This is a genomic window from Cupriavidus sp. CuC1 (genome assembly GCF_044627735.1).
In the GTDB taxonomy this organism is placed as follows: domain Bacteria; phylum Pseudomonadota; class Gammaproteobacteria; order Burkholderiales; family Burkholderiaceae; genus Cupriavidus; species Cupriavidus ulmosensis.
Map to the genome: position 1 here is coordinate 1 of NZ_JBIUHC010000182.1, position 18968 is coordinate 18968.

An 18968-nucleotide genomic window follows, 5' to 3' on the forward strand; every position below is an offset into this window, starting at 1 on the left:
CTTCCATGGCGAGCGCCGCTGGCGAGGCCGGGACCAGCGCGGCGCCCGCATCCGCGCCGCCTGCCACGCAGGCCGCGGCGCCCCCCGACAACGTTCGCTATTCGGCGCCCCCACCCACGCTGCTGCACTACGCCAGCTTCGTCAACGGCGTGCAGAACCCGGATGGCCTGATCCGCTGGCAGCACGATGGCGCGCGTTACCAGCTCGCGGTGGAAACGCGCGTGTTGTGGTTCCGCTTCGCTTTTCACAGTACCGGCGCGCTCAGCGAGCGCGGCCTCGCGCCCGAGCGTTATGAGGAGAGCCGCCGCAACCGCGTTGAGGCGGCACGCTTCGATCGCGCCGCCGGCTCGCTCGTCTTCGAGGGGCGCGGCAAGCAGGAGCCGTTGCCCGCCGCGGGCCAGGACCGTTTCAGCGTGTTCCTGCAACTGGTGGGGCTGGTGCGGGGCAATCCGCAGCGCTACGCCACGCCCGGCGTGACGGAAACCTTCGATGTGGCGGATACGCGTGACCTGGAGCCCATGCAGGTGCAGTATGTGGGGGAAGAGGATGTGGATACCGGCCGCGCCACCGTGCGGGCCAAGCACTTCGTGCGCCTGCCGCGTCATGCCAACGATCGCCGGCGCGTGGAGGTGTGGCTGGCGCAGTCGCTGCAATGGATGCCGGTCCAGCTGCGCCAGACGGAGCCCGACGGCACCCAGATCGAGCTCGTCTATCGCGACAGCGAACCGCTGCACTGAGTCTTGAAGCCGTGCCCGGGCCGTCCTCAAGCCGTCCGCAAGCCGTCCGCAAGCTGCGGCATCGGCCGCCGCTGTGGTTCACCGTGTTTTCACCAACAACCGGAGACCCGTCATGAGCGCCACCCTGCCACCATCCGAAACCCGCCGCGTGCGCGTGGGCGAAATCAGCCTGCACGTTCGCATCGACGGGGGCGACGGCCCCTGGGTGGTCCTGGCGCATGCGCTGGGCGCCAATCACACCTTGTGGGACGCCACGGCGCGCCACTTGGCGCCGCGCTACCGCGTGCTGCGCTACGACCTGCGCGGGCACGGCCAGAGCGATGCGCCGATCGGCGCCTACTCGATGATCCGCCTGGCCGACGACGTGGCCTGCCTGATGGATGCGCTGGAGGTGCCGGCCGCGCATTTCGTCGGGGTCTCGGTGGGCGGCATGATCGGCCAGACCGCGGCCGTGCGCCATCCCGAGCGTTTGCTGTCGCTGACCCTGGTCGACACCGTCAACCGCACGCCGCTGGATGCCCACCCGATGTGGCATGAGCGCATCGGCCATGTGGAAGCGCACGGCATGGCGGGTGTTGCCGACAGCACCATGCAGCGCTGGCTCAGCGCGGCGTTCCGGGGCGCGCATCCGCAGGAGGCGGCCCGCGTGCGCGAGATGCTGCTGGCCACGCCCGTGCACGGCTACGTGGGAACCAGCCTGGCCATCATGGCATTCGACCTGGCCGGGGCGATTCCCCGCATTCATTGCCCTACCCTGGTAGTGGCCGGCGAGGAGGACCTGGGGGCGCCGCCGGCGCTGGCACGCGAGATTGCCGCCGCCATTCCCGGTGCCCGGCTCGAAATCCTGCCGCACGCGGCGCACCTTGCCCATATCGAGCAGGCCGATCGCTTTCACGCCGTGCTCGATGCTTTTCTCGGCAATGCGGCTTGCGGCGCACAGTGTGACGTACCCTGAGACGAACCGTCGCTATCAGGGCAGAACAGCGGGCGATATCTTTCCCACCAAACTCAAGAACTTGCTGGGGCGGCCGTTGCCCAACGTAGTGAGGGAACGCTTAAAACCTGCGGTTTGCCGAAGCAGAACTTGAAAACACGGCAAACACCCTCAGCTTGGAGGTGAAATCGCGGAGGGCAACCGGCCAATGTGCCGGTTATCGAAATAATCAGTCGCCCGCCGCTTGACCCATGACAGCCAGGAGGTATGCCATGCAAATGATCTACAACAGCGACAATTACTGCATTGTCGAGTTTGGTGCGGATGTCGAGCATGCGCCTCTTGCCTCTGGCGGCTATGAAATCGTGGACAAGAACCTGAAACGCGAGATTTTCCTCGGTGGCCAGATGGCCGAGAGCTTTCGCGCGGACGTGGCGCGTCTGATCGAAAGCGAGCCGTCGGTCGAAGAGGTGGATGATTTCCTTGGCAAGTTCGATACAGTGATGATTCACCCGCTAGTGATGCACTAGGCTCCGCGGTTGCCTTTGCCGGCTTTCCGTCGTGCGACGGGCCGGCAAGCCAAGCCATAGAGAAAATAGCAAGAAGCCCGCGCATTGCGCGGGCTTCTTGCTTTCAGGATCCGTTCCCGGCCACTTCCCAGCCATTCAATACTGTTCCCAGGGCAGCCCGGCATGGCGCCAGCCGTTGAGCGTGTTGCGGTGGCGCTCGGCGTCGAGGTCGCCCTCGAAGCCATGCAGCACGTTGTAGACGGTAGAGAACCCGGCACCCTCCAGGGCTCGCGCGGCGGCCGTCGAGCGGTTGCCGCTGCGGCAGATCAGCAGCACCGGGCGCGCCGAGGCCTGCCCCGCGAGCTTTTTCACCGACTGCACGAAATGCGGGTTCACCTCCCAGTCCGGGCCATCGTTCCAGGGCACGTTATGCGCTCCCTTGGGGTGCCCGACGAAGAGGTACTCCATTTCGCTGCGGCAATCGATGAAGAGCGCGTCGGGCGACTCGCTGAGGAGCGTTTGCGCGTCGCCGGGGCTGAGGTGTTGCATGGGCAAGGCTTTCCGTTAATGGGAATGTAGGGGCATGTGCCCAGTGTAGGGCCGGGCGGTGCCGCGCTGCAACCCGCGAGCGCCGTTGGCTGCACCGGCGGGCTGTTGCCGTTATTCCGCAAACCATTGATGCAACTGATAAAATCGCAGTCTTTTCTCTTGCTGTCGAGCCCCACATGAGCGCCGCCCCACGTTCCGCCTCGCTTCCTCCCGCGCGCCCCTACACCCGGGCGGCCAACCTGCCGGCCCTGCTGCGCGAGCGCATCCTGATCCTGGACGGTGCCATGGGCACCATGATCCAGCGCTACAAGCTGACCGAGGCGGATTACCGCGGCGAGCGTTTCGCCGGCCACCATGTCGACGTCAAGGGCAATAACGAGCTGCTGCTGCTGAGCCGCCCGCAGGTCATCAGCGAGATCCACGAGCAGTACCTGGCCGCCGGCGCCGACCTGATCGAGACCAACACGTTTGGCGCGACGGGCGTGGCCCAGGAAGACTACAAGATGGCGGACCTCGCGTACGAGATGAACGTGGTCGCCGCCCGGCTGGCGCGCGAAGCGTGCGACAAGTACAGCACGCCCGACAAGCCGCGCTTCGTGGCCGGCGCCTTCGGCCCCACGCCCAAGACCGCCAGCATCTCGCCGGATGTGAACGACCCGGGCGCGCGCAACGTGACCTTCGAAGAGTTGCGCCATTCGTACTACGAGCAAGGCAAGGGCTTGCTGGAAGGCGGCGCCGACGTGTTCCTGGTGGAAACCATCTTCGACACGCTCAACGCCAAGGCCGCGCTGTTCGCCATCGACCAGCTGTTCGAGGACACCGGCGAGCGCCTGCCCGTGATGATCTCCGGCACGGTCACCGATGCCTCCGGCCGCATTCTCTCCGGCCAGACGGTGGAAGCCTTCTGGAACAGCCTGCGCCACGCCCGCCCGATCACCTTCGGCCTGAACTGCGCGCTCGGCGCCACGCTGATGCGCCCCTACATCGCCGAACTGGCCAAGATCTGCGACGCCGCCGTGTCGTGCTACCCGAACGCCGGCCTGCCCAACCCGATGAGCGATACCGGCTTCGACGAAACCCCGGAGGTCACGTCGTCGCTGGTGGAAGAGTTCGCCGCGTCCGGCCTGGTCAACCTGGTGGGCGGCTGCTGCGGCACCACGCCCGAGCACATCGCCGCCATCGCCGAGCGCGTGGCCAGCAAGAAGCCGCGCACCTGGCCCGGCCAGTACCGCGACGCCGCCTGAACATGCATCGCGAGCCCACAGAACAAGATCAAGCCATGACCAACGATACCCTGCCGCCGCGTCCGATGCGCCTGTCCGGCCTCGAGCCTTTCACCATCGACGAAGACACGCTCTTCGTCAACGTCGGCGAGCGCACCAACGTCACCGGCTCCAAGGCCTTCGCCCGGATGATCCTGAACGGCCAGTTCGACGAGGCGCTGGTGGTAGCCCGCCAGCAGGTCGAGAACGGCGCGCAGATCATCGACATCAACATGGACGAGGCCATGCTGGACTCCAAGGCGGCCATGGTGAGGTTCCTCAACCTGATCGCCTCCGAGCCCGATATCGCGCGCGTGCCCATCATGCTGGACTCGTCCAAGTGGGACGTGATCGAGGCCGGCCTGAAGTGCGTGCAGGGCAAGCCCGTGGTCAACTCGATCTCGCTCAAGGAAGGCGAGGAACAATTCCGTCATCACGCCGAGCTGATCCGCCGCTACGGCGCCGCTTCCGTGGTGATGGCCTTCGACGAGAAGGGCCAGGCCGACACCTTTGCCCGCAAGACCGAGATCTGCAAGCGCAGCTACGACATCCTGGTCAATGAAGTCGGCTTCCCGCCCGAAGACATCATCTTCGACCCGAACATCTTCGCTGTTGCGACCGGCATCGAGGAGCACAACAACTATGCGGTGGACTTCATCGAAGCCACCGCCTGGATCAAGCAGAACCTGCCGTACGCCAAGGTCAGCGGCGGCGTGTCCAACGTGTCGTTCTCGTTTCGCGGCAACGACGCGGTGCGCGAGGCCATCCACACCGTGTTCCTGTACCACGCCATCAAGGCGGGCATGGACATGGGCATCGTCAACGCCGGCCAGCTCGGCGTGTACGACCAGCTCGACGCCGAGCTGCGCGAGCGCGTGGAGGACGTGGTGCTCAATCGCCGCGAGGACAGCACCGACCGCCTGCTGGAGATCGCCGACCGCTACAAGGGCGGTGGCGCGAAGCGCGAAGAAAACCTGCTGTGGCGCGGCACGCCGGAGAACCCGGTGCCGGTGGCCGACCGCCTGTCGCACGCGCTGGTGCATGGCCTGACCACCTTCATCGTGGAAGACACCGAGGAAGTGCGCCAGCAGGTGGAAGCGCGCGGCGGCCGCACGATCGAGGTGATCGAAGGCCCGCTGATGGACGGCATGAACATCGTGGGCGACCTGTTCGGCGCCGGCAAGATGTTCCTGCCGCAGGTGGTCAAGAGCGCCCGCGTGATGAAGCAGGCCGTGGCCCACCTGCTGCCCTACATCGAAGAGGAAAAGCGCCTGCTGGCCGAGGCCGGCGGCGACGTCAAGGCACGCGGCAAGATCGTCATCGCCACCGTCAAGGGCGACGTGCACGACATCGGCAAGAACATCGTCTCGGTGGTGCTCCAGTGCAATAACTTCGAAGTGGTCAACATGGGCGTGATGGTCCCGTGCAACGAGATCCTGGCGCGCGCCAAGGTCGAGGGCGCGGACATCGTCGGCCTGTCCGGGCTGATCACGCCGTCGCTCGAGGAAATGGCCTACGTCGCCTCCGAGATGCAGCGCGACGACTACTTCCGCATCAAGAAGATCCCGCTGCTGATCGGTGGCGCCACCACCTCGCGCGTGCACACCGCGGTCAAGATCGCGCCGCACTACGAAGGCCCGGTGGTCTACGTGCCGGACGCCTCGCGCTCGGTCAGCGTGGCATCCAGCCTGCTGTCCGACGATGGCGCCGCCAAGTACCTGGACGAGTTGAAGACCGACTACGAACGCATCCGCCACCAGCACGCCCGCAAGAAAGCCACGCCGATGGTGTCGCTGGCGAAGGCCCGCGCCAACAAGACGCCGGTGATTTGGAGCACCTACGTGCCGCCCAAGCCGAAATTCATCGGCCGGCGCATCTTCCGCAACTACGACCTGACGGAGCTCGCCAACTACATCGACTGGGCGCCGTTCTTCCAGACCTGGGACCTGGCCGGCAAATTCCCCGACATCCTCAATGACGAGATCGTCGGCGAATCCGCCCGCCGCGTGTTCTCCGACGGCAAGGCCATGCTGTCGCGCCTGATCCAGGGCCGCTGGCTGACGGCCAACGGCGTGCTGGCCCTGCTGCCGGCCAACGCCGTCAACGACGACGACATCGAGATCTACACCGACGAGACCCGCAGCCAGGTCGCGCTGACCTGGCACAACCTGCGCCAGCAAAGCGAGCGCCCGGTGATCGATGGCGTGATGCGCCCCAACCGTTGCCTCGCGGACTTCGTCGCGCCCAAGGACAGCGGCATCGCCGACTACATCGGCGTGTTCGCCGTCACCGCCGGCATCGGCGTGGACAAGAAGGAGGCCCAGTTCGAGGCCGACCACGACGACTACAGCGCCATCATGCTGAAGTCGCTGGCCGACCGCCTGGCCGAAGCCTTCGCCGAATGCCTGCACGAGCGCGTGCGCAAGGACCTGTGGGGCTACGACGCCGGCGAGGTGCTGACCAACGAGCAACTGATCGCCGAGACCTATCGCGGCATCCGTCCGGCGCCGGGCTATCCCGCCTGCCCGGAGCATACGGTCAAGGCGCCGATGTTCGAGTACCTCAATGCCGCCGAGATCGGCATGGGCATCACCGACTCGCTGGCCATGACGCCGGCCGCATCGGTGAGCGGCTTCTACCTGGCGCATCCGGAGTCCACCTATTTCTCGGTGGGCAAGATCGGGCAGGACCAGCTCGACGACATGGTGGCGCGCCGCGGCGAAGAGCGCAGCGTGCTGGAGCGGGCGCTCGCGCCTAACCTGTAACCGCGTGCGTCGGCGGCAGTGGCGGTTTTCGCCGCTGCACCGCCGCAAGCCATTGGGTAAGCAGGGAAAAGCTCCTCCGGGCGCGTCCATGTGGCGTCGGGCGTTCTTCACCACTCCTTACAAGGCATTACATCTCCTAACAGACCGCGCGGGTCCGCATCCATAGACTGAAGGCTCACTTCAAGTGAACACCGCAGCGAATGTTTCGCCGCGGCGCAAACTGCAAGGAGCCTCTCCATGAACAAACTGCTGATCTCCCTTTCCGCTCTCTCGATCGCTGCCGCTTCCTCGCTGGCCATGGCGCAAGGCACCGGCGTTGATGCGAAGGCTGGCGCCACCGGCGCCATCGCGGCGCCCGCGGTCAGCGCGCCCGCAGACAAGGGTGCAGCGGCCGGCGCAGGTGCCAACGTTGGCCTGGGCGTCTCGGCCAGCGCCGACAAGGGCGTGGACGCCAAGGTGGGCGCCGATGCCGACGCTGCTACGCAAGCCAAGTCGACCGCCAAGACCAAGAAGCACAGCAGCCACGCCAAGAGCAAGAAGGGCGAGGCTTCGACCGACACCAGTGCAGAAGCCGGTGCTGGCACGTCGACCAAGCTCCAGTAAGCCGAAGCGCTGACAATCCTGAGGCATTTGCCGAAGCCGCCGAACAGGCCAAAACCGCGTGCTACGACGACGGCTGTCTCACCCTCTCCCCTCAGGGGGAGAGGGCCGGGGTAGGGGTGGCTTAGCCGGGAGCCACCTGAAGCGAAGCCCATGGTTTTTACAGCAGGGACGGGTTCACCCCCGTCCCTTTTTCATTGGCGCCGCCATCCGGGAGCGTGTCAGTCTTACACCGACATTCGCGCCGCATTGTAAGCACTACAATGCATTAGCCCGGCCGCTCCTGAGAGCTGGGGCATCCATGCCCAGGGGAGAATTCCATGATTCGCGTTTTGATCGCCGACGATCACCAGATCGTGCGCGCCGGTCTGCGCCAGTTCATTGCCGACGAGCCGGATATCCGGGTGGAAGGGGAAGCTGCCAGCGGCGACGAAGTCATGACGCGGCTGCGCGAGCTCGAGTTCGATGTGGTGGTGCTCGATATCTCGATGCCCGACCGCAACGGCATCGACGTGCTCAAGCTGCTGCGCCAGCGCCATCCCGACCTGCCGGTGCTGATCCTCTCCACCTACCCGGAAGAGCAGTACGCCATCAACCTGATCCGCGCGGGCGCTTCCGGCTACCTGACCAAGGAAAGCGCACCGGACGATCTCGTCAAGGCCATCCGCACCGTGGCCCAGGGCCGACGCTATGTCAGCGCAACCGTGGCGGACCTGCTCATCGGCGGGCTGGACAAGCCCACCAACCAGCCGCTGCACCAGACCTTGTCCAAGCGCGAGTTCCAGATATTCTGCAAGCTCTCGCGCGGGCAGTCGGTCTCGGTAATTGCCGAGGAGTTGTTCCTGAGCGTCAAGACGGTCAGCACCTATCGCTCGCGCATCCTGGAAAAGATGGGCATGAAGACCAATGCCGACCTGACCTACTACGCGATCAAGAACGGCCTGGTGGAGTAGGCGCAGCCAAGGCAAAGCGCATTACCAGGCATTCTGCCGCGTTTGCCTGACGCTCCTGTAGGACGGACGCCGATAGTCCGTCCCTATACTCTGTTGCTACCATGGAATCATGTTGGATCAAGCTGCGGCCCCTTCGTATCGCGCGCTGCGGGTCCTGCTAATCGAGGACTCAGCGGTACTGCGGGGTATGTTGCTTGAATACCTGAACGCTTTTCCGTTTATCGAAGTCGTGGATTGGGCGGATACCGAAAGCTCGGCGCTGCGCCTCTACGAGGCGGGCAAGTACGAGGTCGTCATCGTCGACCTGCAGTTGCGGCAAGGCAACGGAATCAATGTACTGCGCGCCTTGCAGAAGACCAAGGTGTCGGGCATCCGCATCGTGTACACCAATCATGCCCAGGTGCCTACATACCGGCGGCAGTGTGCCGAGGCCGGCGCGGACTATTTTTTTGACAAGTCGCTCGAGCTCGAGCAGGTGTTCCGGGTGATCGAGGAGTACGCGCAGGCAGGGGGCTGAATCCGTATTGAGTGCGTATCGAGTACGTATCGAGTACGTCAAATACTTCGAATACTTCGAATACGTATGGACCCGTATCAGTAGTACCAGCCGTTCCAATCGCGGCCATGCCGCGTCAACCTAGAGCAAGGAGAGAATCATGAGAAAGCTGATGGCGCTGTGTGCCCTGGCAGGTGTGGTCCTGGTGACCGGTTGCAACACGATGGCCGGTGCCGGCAAGGACATCGAGAAGGGCGGCGAGAAGGTGCAAGGCGCCGCCGAGAGCACCAAGCAGAAGATGTAAGGTACCAACCGGCGTGCCGTGTGCATGGCAGCCGGACAAGAGGAATGGAAAAGGGGCTTCGCGGAGCCCCTTTTCCATTTTCATTGCTTAGTTGGCCGGCGGCGTGCTGGTGGGCTCGTCCTGCGGCTGCCCGCCGGGGTCACCCAGCCCGTCCAGCCCGTCCTCATCATCGCGCGGCGGCGCCACGATGGCATCGGTGAGCGGCACCACTACCCGGATGGTTACGCCGGCGCCGCGCTCCGATTGGAGCTCCAGCGTGCCGCCCAGCGCGATCATGCGCTGCTCCATGCCCAGCAGGCCATGGTGTCCCACCGAGCGCCGCAATTCGAAATCCGCCGGCAGCCCGCGCCCGTTGTCGCTGATTGCCAGCGAGAGCACGCCGTCGGCGCAATCGAGCTTGATGGACACGTGCTGCGCTTCGGCGTACTTGCTGGCGTTGGTGAGCGACTCCTGCACGATGCGGTAAAGGGCGATGGCCGCGTCGTCGCGCAGCGGCGGCACCGCCTCTGCCAGCTGCACATCCGCCTCCCACCGGTTGCGCGCGGCGACTTCCTCCACCAACTGGCCGATGGCTTCCTTCAGGCCCAGGTTGAGCAGCACGGTGGGCCGCAGGTCCTCGATCAGGCGCCGCTTGATCTGGATCCCCTGGTCCACATGCAGCATCACGCGGGTGAGCTTTTCCGCCACATCCGGGTGCGTGTCCTGGATGCGGCGGCGCACCCAGTGCATATCGAGCTTGGTGGCGGTCAGGATGGCGCCCAGCTCGTCGTGCAGCTCGCGCGCCAGGCGCGTCTTCTCGTCCTCGGTCACGCGCTGCAGGTGGGATGCCAGCGCCGATAGCTGGCGCGTGCGCGAGCGCACCATGTTATCCAGGCGCGCACTTTCTTCCTCCAGCTCGCTGCGCGCGGCTTCCGATACCGCCATGCGGCGCGAATGCTGCAAGCCCACCACGATCAGCAGCACGATATTGATGGCGGTCAGCAGGCCGATGCCGTAGCGCGACAGCGCGAGATCGCGGTCGGCGTACTCCAGGCTTTGCGGCACCAATGCCGCCTCGCGCTGGAGCAAGGCTTCCAGCCCGCGCCGCGCGTTGTCCATGGTCTGCTTGCCGAAGTCCGTGCGCACCAGGTCGAGCGCGACCTCCACGTCGCGCTTGCCGTAGATCAGCGTCAGGTCCATCTCGGTCAGCTTGCGGTTGACGGCGGTGGAAGCCTCGGTGAACAGCTTGAGCGCCTCCGGGTCGTCCGCGTAGCGGTTACGCAGCGCGCTCATCAGCGCATTGATGCGCGGCACAGCCTGGTAGTACGGTTGGAGGTAGCTTTCCTTGCCGGTCAGCAGGAAGCCGCGCTGGCCGGCTTCGGCATTGACCAGTTCGCCAAGCAGGGAAGTGATCTGGCCCTGTACCTGCTGCGACTGGATGACTTGCGTATAGCCCTGGCGCAAGCGAATGTTGCCCGCCTCGGAGGCGATCAGCACCACCACGGTAAGCACGATGCCGCTCGCCAGTAGCAAGGTCGAGCGCAACAGTGACTGCTTGAACATGTTCGTTTCCCGATATCGGGCGCTTGGCCGGCGCGGCGTTCCCGCGCCGCCGCGCCTGGCCTGCACCTGCCTGCGTCGATGGAAGCACATCGACGGCCCCCGGTCAACCTGCCGCGTCCGTGGTGCTGCCCGCGAGGCCGCGCCAGCGCTTGGGCTGTAGGAATCGGCTGACAAGCGAATCGGTGCGGCTGCGGTGTCTGCAGGGAGGTCTGATTTCTACCATGGTTCCATGAGCTTGCGCACCCTGCGTCAAGCCAGCTCGGGAAGAACGAGGGAGAACGTCAATGCTGAAATGGGCGCTGATCTTTGCAGTGGTCTCCGTGGTCGCCGGCTTGCTGGGGTTCACAGGCATTGCTGCCGGTGCGGCCGGCATTGCCAAGATCCTGTTCTTCATCTTCCTGGTGCTGTTCGTGCTGTTCCTTGTCCTGGGCGTGACCGTGTTCAAGGCGGTGAAATAGCGAATAGCAATCGCCAGCCGCTGTCACTTGCCAAGCGCGTGCCACCTGGCGCCGCAGCCCCATCCACTTAGGGAGCCATCATCATGTTGCACTACGCACTCGTATTTTTTGTCATCGCCCTGATCGCCGCGGTATTCGGTTTTGGGGGCATCGCGGCAGGGGCGGTCGAGATCGCCAAGATCCTGTTCTTCATCTTCCTGGTGGTTGCGCTGGTGACGTTTGTGATCAGCCTGGTCAGGCGTTAGGGGGTGTCAGGCAGGGGTGTCAGGCGCGGCTTGCGCGATGGCAGCGCGATGGCAGCGAAAGCCGCGGGCGGGCGGGGCGGCGGTCGGCAGGGCCGCCGCCCCGCACTGCCCATGCTGTCCCGGCATCCTGACAGACAGCATGAACCGAATCACAGCGCGTCATCAGACGAAACGGAGATAAGCGATGCTGACCAACAATCCGAAGATCCGAAAAGAAGTGAGTCACCTGGCTGACAGTGCAGAAAGCACGGTGCGCCAGATCCGGCATGCGGCGCGCGATGCGCGCGGCGCCGCCCGCGAAGCCGCCAGGCCCGTGGCCGGCGAGGTCAGGGCGCTGATCGCCCAGCTCGAGCAAACGATGGAAGTGCTGGGGCGCGAAGGCTCGTCCGAGGCAGTGCAGGCCGGGCGCCGGCTGCAGGACCGCTCACGCGCCCTGGCCGACCAACTCAAGGCCCGCGCCCGCGAGCGTGTCGACCACGCAGTGGACGGCGTGCAGCAACGCGTGGTGGCGTCGCCGTTGAAGGCGATCGGTATCGCGGCGGCGGTAGGCGCTTTGCTCGGCTTGCTGTTGGCGCTGGCGGCCAATGGGCGCAGCGGCAACGACTGACTGAGCCATTGCGCCCGGCCCGATTGGATTGAATAGGGCAGCAGGCCCGTCAGAGTCCATCCCCGAATCCACAGGAGCATGACTGCCATGGATACCCCCGTGAAAGAGAAGCCGGAGAAGCCCGTCGGCGGCAAGGGCAAGGATCAGCAGGCCCAAAATGAGAAAGGCGCAAGCGGGGGCTTCCTGTCGGACGTCAAGACGCTGCGCGAACGCGCCCGCAAGCACATTGAGGACGGTGCCGTCACCCAGGACTACGACGCGGACCGGACCACCGTGCTGAAGCTGCTCAATGAAGCCCTGGCCACGGAGCTGGTTTGCGTGCTGCGCTATCGGCGCCACTTCTTCATGGCCAAGGGGATCCACGCGGAACCCGTCGCGGCCGAGTTCAAGGTGCACTCCGACGACGAACAGGGGCACGCCGACCGCATTGCGGCGCGCATCGTGCAACTGGGCGGGGCGCCGGATTTCTCGCCGGACACCCTGACCTCGCGCAGCCATGCCGAGTACGTCGAGGCCGGATCGCTGACCGACATGATCAAGGAAAACCTGGTGGCCGAGCGGATCGCCATCGAGAGCTACCGCGAGATGGTGCAGTACCTGGGAGAGCGCGACCCGACCACCCGCCGCATGCTGGAGGAAATCCTGGCGGTCGAGGAAGAACACGCCGACGAGCTCGCGGACATGCTGGACAAGGGCTAGCGCTACGGCGCCAGCCGGGCTGGCAGTGCTGCATGCGCCGCACTCGCCACGTGGGTCGCACCCCACAACACAATTCTTCCCCGTTCCGGATCCCCTCCCTGATCCGGCATGCCCGGCCCGAATCATCGGCCGGGCCATTTTTTTCCGGAAGCGCTGGCAAGCAGGAGAATGGAAACCAGGCGGGGCGGGAAGCTGGCCGAAGAGCGGCGAGCGGAAGGGTGAGCGGAAGGGCGAGTGGAAGGGCGAGTGGAAGGGCGGGCAAGGCCGCCGGCTGGCGCCGGCCACCTTGTTGTCTATCTACAGGGATGCGGCGCGCTGCCTACACCCCCCACATCACCTCGGTGTTCTCGCGCTGGGAAGCGCGCAGCATGTCGAGGAAGGGGTAGGCGCGCTGGCCCAGGTGCAGGGGCTCTTCCTCGATGTCGTCGTCATTCTTGCCGGGGTGGACCGACGATACGGCCGGGTGCACCTTCTTGGCGTCCGTCACAGCGGCTTCCAGTATATGGATGCAGCGGGGCAGTTCCTCGATGGTGATCACCCCGCGCTCTCCCAGGTGCTTGCCGATAATCCCCAGGAGCGTCACGGCAAGGTCTCTCATCATGATGAGGTCTTGCGACGCGTGGGATTTGAAGGTGATCAGCATGATATTTCCTTTCCTTGGCGTACAGCGAAGTACATGAGCGAAAACCATGGCCGCGCGGCTTGTCCCGGGATCGGGCAAAGGGCCCGCAACAGCCGGTTTTGGGCTTGCTGCATGATGTCAGCATAGCACCTGATAAAATTCCGCGTTCTGCAATTCATTGCCTGCCACGCGGCGCGGCCTCCACATGCCGCCCGTGACGGTGCCGCCGCGGCAGAACCGCCGCTACGGCACCAGACAACCGCCTCAGGGCCACGACATCCATGCTGCCAGTTCAGACCACCAATCTTGCCGCTGCGTTCAATGACGCGGTGCGCGCAATCGCTCCGGCCGACGCCGCCCTGCCCGACGCCGTCTTCGAGCGTCCGAAGGTCGCCGCCCACGGCGACCTGGCCTGCAACCTCGCCATGCAGGTTGCCCGCGCGCTCAAGCGCAACCCGCGGGAGCTGGCCCAGCAGATCGTCGACGCGGTCAAGGCCGACGCGCGTACCGCCGGGCTGGTGGCCAGCCTGGAAATCGCCGGCCCCGGCTTTATCAACCTGCGCCTGACGCCGGCCGCCAAGGCCGACGTGCTGCGCGCGGTGCTGGAGCAGGGCAACCGCTACGGCGCCAAGGACAGCGGCGTGCACGGCAAGGTGCTGGTCGAGTTCGTCTCCGCCAACCCGACCGGCCCGCTGCACGTCGGCCACGGCCGCCAGGCGGCACTGGGCGACGCGCTGGCCAACCTGCTGGACTGGCAGGGCTTTGCCGTGCATCGCGAGTTCTACTACAACGACGCTGGCGTGCAGATCCAGACCCTGGCCGTATCGGTGCAGGCACGCGCCCGCGGCTTCAAGCCGGGCGACGCCGCCTGGCCGGAGTCGGCCTACAACGGCGACTACATCGCCGACATCGCCGCCGACTTCCTGGCCGGCAAGACCGTGCGCGCCTCCGACGGCGACGCCGTGACGGCCTCCGGCAACGTCGAAGACATCGAATCGATCCGCAAGTTTGCCGTGGCCTACCTGCGCAACGAGCAGGACATCGACCTGCGCGCCTTCGGCGTCAAGTTCGACCACTACTACCTGGAGTCCTCGCTGTACAGCGACGGCCGCGTCGAGGCCGCCGTGCAGTCGCTGGTGGCCAAGGGCAAGACCTACGAGAACGAAGGCGCCCTGTGGCTGCGCACCACCGACGACGGCGACGACAAGGACCGCGTCATGCGCAAGACCGACGGCACCTATACGTATTTCGTGCCGGACGTGGCCTACCACACCAGCAAGTGGGAGCGCGGCTTCGCCAAGGTCATCAACGTGCAGGGCAGCGACCACCACGGCACCATTGCCCGCGTGCGCGCCGGCCTGCAGGGGCTGGACATCGGCATCCCCAAAGGCTACCCCGACTACATCCTGCACAAGATGGTCACCGTCATGAAGAACGGCGAGGAGGTCAAGATTTCCAAGCGCGCCGGTTCCTACGTGACCGTGCGCGACCTGATCGAGTGGAGCAACGGCGCGGAAGGCGGCGAGACCATCCGCGGCTGCCTGGAAGCCGGCGTGGCCGACTGGCCCGAGCACTTCACCCGCGGGCGCGACGCGGTGCGCTTTTTCCTGCTGTCGCGCAAGGCCGATACGGAATTCATCTTCGACGTCGACCTGGCCCTCAAGCAGAACGACGAGAACCCGGTGTATTACGTGCAGTACGCTCATGCCCGCATCTGCTCGATCTTCGAATCCTGGGGCGGCGCGGACTGGGAGGCCAGGCTGCCTGCCCTGGCCGGCACCGACCTGGCTCCCGTAACTGGCGCCGACGCCACCCCGCAGGCGCTCGCGCTGGGCCAGCGCCTGGCCGATTTCCCGGACATGCTGGCGGCGGCGGCGGGTGAGCTGGCGCCGCATGCGGTCGCCTTTTACCTGCGGGACCTGGCGGGCGATTTCCACGCCTTCTACAACTCCGATCGCGTGCTGGTGGATGACGAGGCGGTCAAGCTGGCTCGCCTGGCGATGCTGGCCGCCACCCGCCAGGTGCTGCGCAACGGGCTGGCGGTCATCGGCGTCTCGGCGCCGCAGCGCATGTAAGCCATGCCGGCGCCATGCCGGGGGGCAAGCCCCAGGCATGGCGCGCCGTATCCGTATCGCCATGACCACAGACAGTGATGCCGGGATCGGCGCAGGCTCTATAATCGCGCCATCACGCTAGAGGAATTCATGCAACAGCAACGCAAGCGCACCCCGCGCAATGCCAGCCGCGCCCCGCAGCGCGGAGGTACGTTCCTGGGACTGGTGCTGGGCCTGATCGTCGGCCTGGCGATCGCGGTAGTGGTCGCCCTGTACATCACCAAGTCGCCGGCGCCATTCCAGCAAAAGGGCGCACAGAAGCCGGCCGAGCCCGGCAATGTGGTCAGCAACCTGCCCGCTCCGGCGCAGGAAGCGCCAAGCGATCCCAACAAGCCGCTGTGGAGCAAGACGCCGGCCAAGCCCGTCGGGCCCGCCGCCGAGCCGGAGCAGCCCGCCGGCCCGGCGCCGACCACGGTGAAGCCGCCCGAGCGCCAGCCGCCGGTGGCCGTCAACCGGCCCGCGGAACGCCCCGCCGAGAAGCCCGCCGAGAAGCCCGCTGAAAGACCCGTGGACAAGCCCGCGGAAAAGCCTGCCGAAAAGCCGGCGCAGAAGCCTGCCGAGAAGCCTGCAGAAAAGCCAGCCGAGAAGCCCGTCGCCGACCCGATCGCCGAGATCGCCCAGGCCGATGCCAACAAGGTGGGCTACCTGCTGCAGGTAGGCGCTTTCCGCTCGCAGGACGACGCCGACCGCCAGAAGGCCAACCTGGCCATGCAGGGGTTCGAAGCCAAGGTGACCGAGCGCGACGTCAACGGCGTCAAGCTCTATCGCGTGCGCCTGGGGCCGTTCAACAAGATCGACGACATGAACCGTTCGCGCGACCGGTTGCAGGCGTCGGGCTTCGAAGCTTCGGTCATTCGCTTTACCAAGCAGTAACAAGCAGTAACGGTAACCCGGGGCGATCCGCTGAACCGGATCACCCCGCCGCTGTCATACGCTCATTGCCCATTCTCGAAAGCCGCGCCACATGAAGAAACTCGCCACCTTGTTTGCCACGCTGGTCGCTGTGACCGGTTTCCTGATGACCGCGCCCGCCCAGGCAGCCGCGCCCACCTCGGGCAAGGAATACCAGGTCCTGAAAGCGCCGCAGCCCGTCTCGCCGGGCAAGATCGAAGTCACCGAGTTCTTCTGGTACGGCTGCCCGCACTGCTTTGACTTCGAGCCCGAGCTGGAAGCCTGGGTCGGCAAGCAAGGCAAGGACGTGGTGTTCAAGCGCGTGCCGGTTGCCTTCCGCGACGACCTGCTGCCGCACACCAAGATCTTCTACGCGCTGGAAGCCATCGGCAAGCTGGACGCCATGCACACCAAGGTCTTCAACGCCATCCACGTCGACCGCAAGCGCATGCTGGACCCGAACGAGATCGCCGACTTCATGGCCAAGAACGGCATCGACCGCAAGGCCTTCCTCGACGCCTACAACTCGTTCTCGGTGACCACCAACTCGCAGCGCGCCAACAAGATCGCCGACGCCTACAAGGTCGACGGCGTGCCGACCATTGTGGTGCAGGGCAAGTACGTGACCTCGCCGTCCATCGCCGGCACCAAGGGCACGGCCATCCAGACCATGGATTACGTGGTCGGCCAGGTGCGCGACAAGAAGATGTAATTCCCGGGCTGCGGCCGCCAGCCTTTCGGCTCGCCACGCGCGAGCCGGCTGACGGCCACCAGCGGTCGTCCGGCACCGCCGGCGCCGGCGTGGCGTCGCGGCGTCCGGCGTGCGCCAGGGCGGGTCGGTTGGCATGAACCATGTTGCGCTTACCCCTGGACCCTCCCGATGCGAGCACAGAAAGTCTTCCTTACCGGCGCGTCGAGTGGACTCGGCCAGGCCCTGGCGCGCGAGTACGCCTCGCAGGGCGCCATCCTCGGCCTGGTTGGCCGGCGTGAAGAGGTGCTGCGTGAATTCGCCCGCACCCTGCCCAATCCCAATGCGGTGCGCGTTTATGCCGCGGATGTGCGCGATGCCGATGCCATGCAGCGCGCCGCCCAAGACTTCCTCGATCATTTTGGTTGCCCCGATGTGGTGATCGCCAATGCCGGCGTATCGGTTGGCACCGTCGCCAGCGAGCGCGAGGATCTCGAAGCCTTCCGCATGGTGATGGACACCAACTGGTTCGGCGTGCTCACCACCTTCCAGCCCTTCATGCAGCCCATGCGCGAGCGGGAACCCGGCGCCGGCGGCTGGCGCGGCACGCTGGTCGGCATCGCCAGCGTGGCCGGCGTGCGCGGCCTGCCGGGCGGGGGCGCCTACAGCGCCTCCAAGTCCGCCGTGATCAAGCTGCTCGAAAGCCTGCGCCTGGAACAGCGCCGGGAGCGCATCCGCGTGGTCACCATCGCGCCCGGCTACATCCGCACGCCGATGACCGAGCACAATCCCTATCGCATGCCCTTCCTGATGGACGCCGACGTGTTCGCCCGCAAGGCGGTGCGTGCTATTGCCGCAGGGCGCCGCTTTGCCGTGGTGCCATGGCAGATGGGCCTGGTCGCGTCCATCTTGCACCTGATGCCGCGCTGGCTCTACGACGCGATCTTCTCCCGCGCACCGCGCAAGCCGCGCGCGCAGGACAAGCAGCCATGAGCTGGCAGGACGCAGCCGGTGTCCTGCACCGCCCGGCCACGGGCGAGGTGCGCATTGCCTCGCTGGTGCCGTCCGTTACCGAACTGCTGTTTGCGCTGGGGCTGGGGCCGCTGATGGTGGCGCGTACCGGCTTTTGCATCCATCCCGAGCCTGCCGTGCGTGCCGTTGCCAAGGTGGGTGGCACCAAGGACGTCAAGCTCGAGCGCCTGCGGGCGCTGGCGCCCACGCACGTGGTGGTCAACATCGACGAGAACCGGCGCGAGACGGTGGATGAGATCCGTGCGTTTGTGCCGCATGTGATCGTCACCCACCCGTGCGCGCCCGAGGACAACCTTGCGCTCTATCGGCTGCTGGGCGGCATCTTCGGCCGCCTTGCCCAGGCTGAGGCGCTCTGCAAGGCGCTGGAAGTGGAGTTGGCGCAGGTGCGTTCCCGCCAGTGGCCCGCGCGCAAGGTCCTGTATGCGATCTGGCAGGATCCATGGATGACGGTGTCGCGCGATACCTATATCAGCCAGATGCTGGCGCTGGTGAACTGGCAGACGTGGCCTTCGGCTGACGCCATGCCGCAGGCCTGTGTCGACGGCGATTGCAGCCGGCCCAATACGCCGCAGACGCGGTATCCGAGCTTCCGGTGGAGCGATGCGCTGGTGCGGGAGATTGACCTGGTTTTGCTGTCCAGCGAGCCTTATCGATTTACCGAGGCGCATGTGGATGCGCTGGAGCGGCAGATTGGCAAGGAGGTTTTGCTGATTGATGGGGAGATGGTTTCTTGGTATGGGAGTCGGGCTGTGGAGGGGGTGGGGTATTTGGCGCGGTATGCGGAGGGAGTTTAGGGGGGGGCGGCTTAACTGCAACTGCAACTGCAACTGCAACTGCAACTGCAACTGCAACTGCAACTGCAAAATCAGCTTCAACTTCAACTACTTAACGTCAAAGTCAAAGGCAGTTTCACCTCCCCTGCGGGGAGGCGACCTACTTTCTTGTCTCGCCAAGAAAGTAG

21 protein-coding genes are annotated in these 18968 nt (G+C 65.6%); 18 read left to right on the forward strand and 3 right to left on the reverse strand.

All coding sequences use genetic code 11. The features are described 5' to 3' along the window. The 3 genes from ACGLHR_RS43930 to ACGLHR_RS43940 all read left to right on the forward strand — a co-directional run. A partial coding sequence (locus ACGLHR_RS43930; protein WP_400102135.1) for a DUF3108 domain-containing protein occupies positions 1–737 on the forward strand: 737 nt, incomplete at its 5' end. 112 nt (positions 738–849) lie between these two features. Next, the gene (gene pcaD, locus ACGLHR_RS43935) at positions 850–1692 is read left to right on the forward strand and encodes a 3-oxoadipate enol-lactonase (RefSeq protein ID WP_400102136.1); all 843 of its coding nucleotides are present in this window, start codon (positions 850–852) and stop codon (positions 1690–1692) included. Positions 1693–1943: 251 nt separating this feature from the next. Further along, positions 1944–2201 (forward strand): DUF3567 domain-containing protein, encoded by a 258-nt coding sequence (locus ACGLHR_RS43940; protein WP_267605084.1) that lies wholly within the window; start codon positions 1944–1946, stop codon positions 2199–2201. Positions 2202–2336: 135 nt separating this feature from the next. On the opposite strand, the gene ACGLHR_RS43945 is transcribed toward ACGLHR_RS43940, so the two are convergent. Beyond that, positions 2337–2729, reverse strand: a complete 393-nt coding sequence (locus tag ACGLHR_RS43945; RefSeq protein WP_006161304.1) for a rhodanese-like domain-containing protein — start codon at positions 2727–2729, stop codon at positions 2337–2339. A 176-nt stretch (positions 2730–2905) separates the two neighbouring features. Here ACGLHR_RS43945 and ACGLHR_RS43950 point away from each other — a divergent pair, with 176 nt between their 5' ends. From ACGLHR_RS43950 to ACGLHR_RS43975, 6 genes are all read left to right on the forward strand, one after another. After that, complete coding sequence (locus ACGLHR_RS43950; protein ID WP_174428352.1) at positions 2906–3973, forward strand: homocysteine S-methyltransferase family protein; 1068 nt, start codon at positions 2906–2908, stop codon at positions 3971–3973. A gap of 35 nt (positions 3974–4008) precedes the next feature. After that, positions 4009–6756, forward strand: a complete 2748-nt coding sequence (gene metH, locus ACGLHR_RS43955) for a methionine synthase (RefSeq protein WP_400102137.1) — start codon at positions 4009–4011, stop codon at positions 6754–6756. Positions 6757–6993: 237 nt separating this feature from the next. Next, complete coding sequence (locus ACGLHR_RS43960; RefSeq protein ID WP_400102138.1) at positions 6994–7359, forward strand: hypothetical protein; 366 nt, start codon at positions 6994–6996, stop codon at positions 7357–7359. A 317-nt stretch (positions 7360–7676) separates the two neighbouring features. Continuing rightward, positions 7677–8309 (forward strand): response regulator transcription factor, encoded by a 633-nt coding sequence (locus ACGLHR_RS43965; RefSeq protein ID WP_267605090.1) that lies wholly within the window; start codon positions 7677–7679, stop codon positions 8307–8309. A gap of 109 nt (positions 8310–8418) precedes the next feature. Continuing rightward, on the forward strand, positions 8419–8826 hold the full coding sequence (locus ACGLHR_RS43970) for a response regulator (protein ID WP_318237120.1): 408 nt from the start codon (positions 8419–8421) through the stop codon (positions 8824–8826). Positions 8827–8965: 139 nt separating this feature from the next. Beyond that, positions 8966–9109, forward strand: coding sequence for an entericidin A/B family lipoprotein (locus ACGLHR_RS43975; RefSeq protein WP_035859076.1), 144 nt, complete (start codon positions 8966–8968; stop codon positions 9107–9109). Positions 9110–9196: 87 nt separating this feature from the next. Here ACGLHR_RS43975 and ACGLHR_RS43980 read toward each other — a convergent pair whose 3' ends face one another. Continuing rightward, positions 9197–10651: a CHASE3 domain-containing protein gene (locus ACGLHR_RS43980; RefSeq protein ID WP_400102139.1), complete on the reverse strand. Its 1455-nt coding sequence runs from the start codon at positions 10649–10651 to the stop codon at positions 9197–9199. 284 nt (positions 10652–10935) lie between these two features. Between ACGLHR_RS43980 and ACGLHR_RS43985 the strand changes: the two genes are divergently transcribed. The 4 genes from ACGLHR_RS43985 to ACGLHR_RS44000 all read left to right on the forward strand — a co-directional run bounded on the left by ACGLHR_RS43985 (position 10936) and on the right by ACGLHR_RS44000 (position 12660). Next, positions 10936–11109 carry a DUF1328 family protein gene (locus tag ACGLHR_RS43985; protein WP_035859073.1) on the forward strand — a complete coding sequence of 58 codons (174 nt, stop codon included), beginning with the start codon at positions 10936–10938 and terminating at the stop codon, positions 11107–11109. Between the two features lie 83 nt (positions 11110–11192). Continuing rightward, complete coding sequence (locus ACGLHR_RS43990; RefSeq protein ID WP_150992526.1) at positions 11193–11354, forward strand: DUF1328 domain-containing protein; 162 nt, start codon at positions 11193–11195, stop codon at positions 11352–11354. A 184-nt stretch (positions 11355–11538) separates the two neighbouring features. Then, positions 11539–11961 (forward strand): hypothetical protein, encoded by a 423-nt coding sequence (locus ACGLHR_RS43995; RefSeq protein ID WP_400102140.1) that lies wholly within the window; start codon positions 11539–11541, stop codon positions 11959–11961. Positions 11962–12048: 87 nt separating this feature from the next. Beyond that, the gene (locus ACGLHR_RS44000) at positions 12049–12660 is read left to right on the forward strand and encodes a bacterioferritin (protein WP_400102141.1); all 612 of its coding nucleotides are present in this window, start codon (positions 12049–12051) and stop codon (positions 12658–12660) included. A gap of 319 nt (positions 12661–12979) precedes the next feature. On the opposite strand, the gene ACGLHR_RS44005 is transcribed toward ACGLHR_RS44000, so the two are convergent. Beyond that, entirely contained in the window at positions 12980–13303 is a 324-nt protein-coding gene (locus tag ACGLHR_RS44005) for a DUF1840 domain-containing protein (protein ID WP_318237123.1), read from the reverse strand. A gap of 260 nt (positions 13304–13563) precedes the next feature. Here ACGLHR_RS44005 and argS point away from each other — a divergent pair, with 260 nt between their 5' ends. The 5 genes from argS (at position 13564) to ACGLHR_RS44030 (ending at position 18801) form a co-directional block, all read left to right on the forward strand. After that, the gene (gene argS / locus ACGLHR_RS44010; RefSeq protein ID WP_400102142.1) at positions 13564–15357 is read left to right on the forward strand and encodes an arginine--tRNA ligase; all 1794 of its coding nucleotides are present in this window, start codon (positions 13564–13566) and stop codon (positions 15355–15357) included. A gap of 129 nt (positions 15358–15486) precedes the next feature. Further along, positions 15487–16269 (forward strand): SPOR domain-containing protein, encoded by a 783-nt coding sequence (locus ACGLHR_RS44015; protein WP_400102143.1) that lies wholly within the window; start codon positions 15487–15489, stop codon positions 16267–16269. A gap of 91 nt (positions 16270–16360) precedes the next feature. Next, positions 16361–16999, forward strand: coding sequence for a thiol:disulfide interchange protein DsbA/DsbL (locus ACGLHR_RS44020; protein ID WP_267605171.1), 639 nt, complete (start codon positions 16361–16363; stop codon positions 16997–16999). 168 nt (positions 17000–17167) lie between these two features. Then, positions 17168–17968: an SDR family oxidoreductase gene (locus ACGLHR_RS44025; RefSeq protein WP_267605172.1), complete on the forward strand. Its 801-nt coding sequence runs from the start codon at positions 17168–17170 to the stop codon at positions 17966–17968. Next, on the forward strand, positions 17965–18801 hold the full coding sequence (locus ACGLHR_RS44030; RefSeq protein ID WP_400102144.1) for a helical backbone metal receptor: 837 nt from the start codon (positions 17965–17967) through the stop codon (positions 18799–18801). Before ACGLHR_RS44025 ends, ACGLHR_RS44030 begins: the two co-directional genes overlap by 4 nt. Positions 18802–18968: the final 167 nt, after the last annotated feature.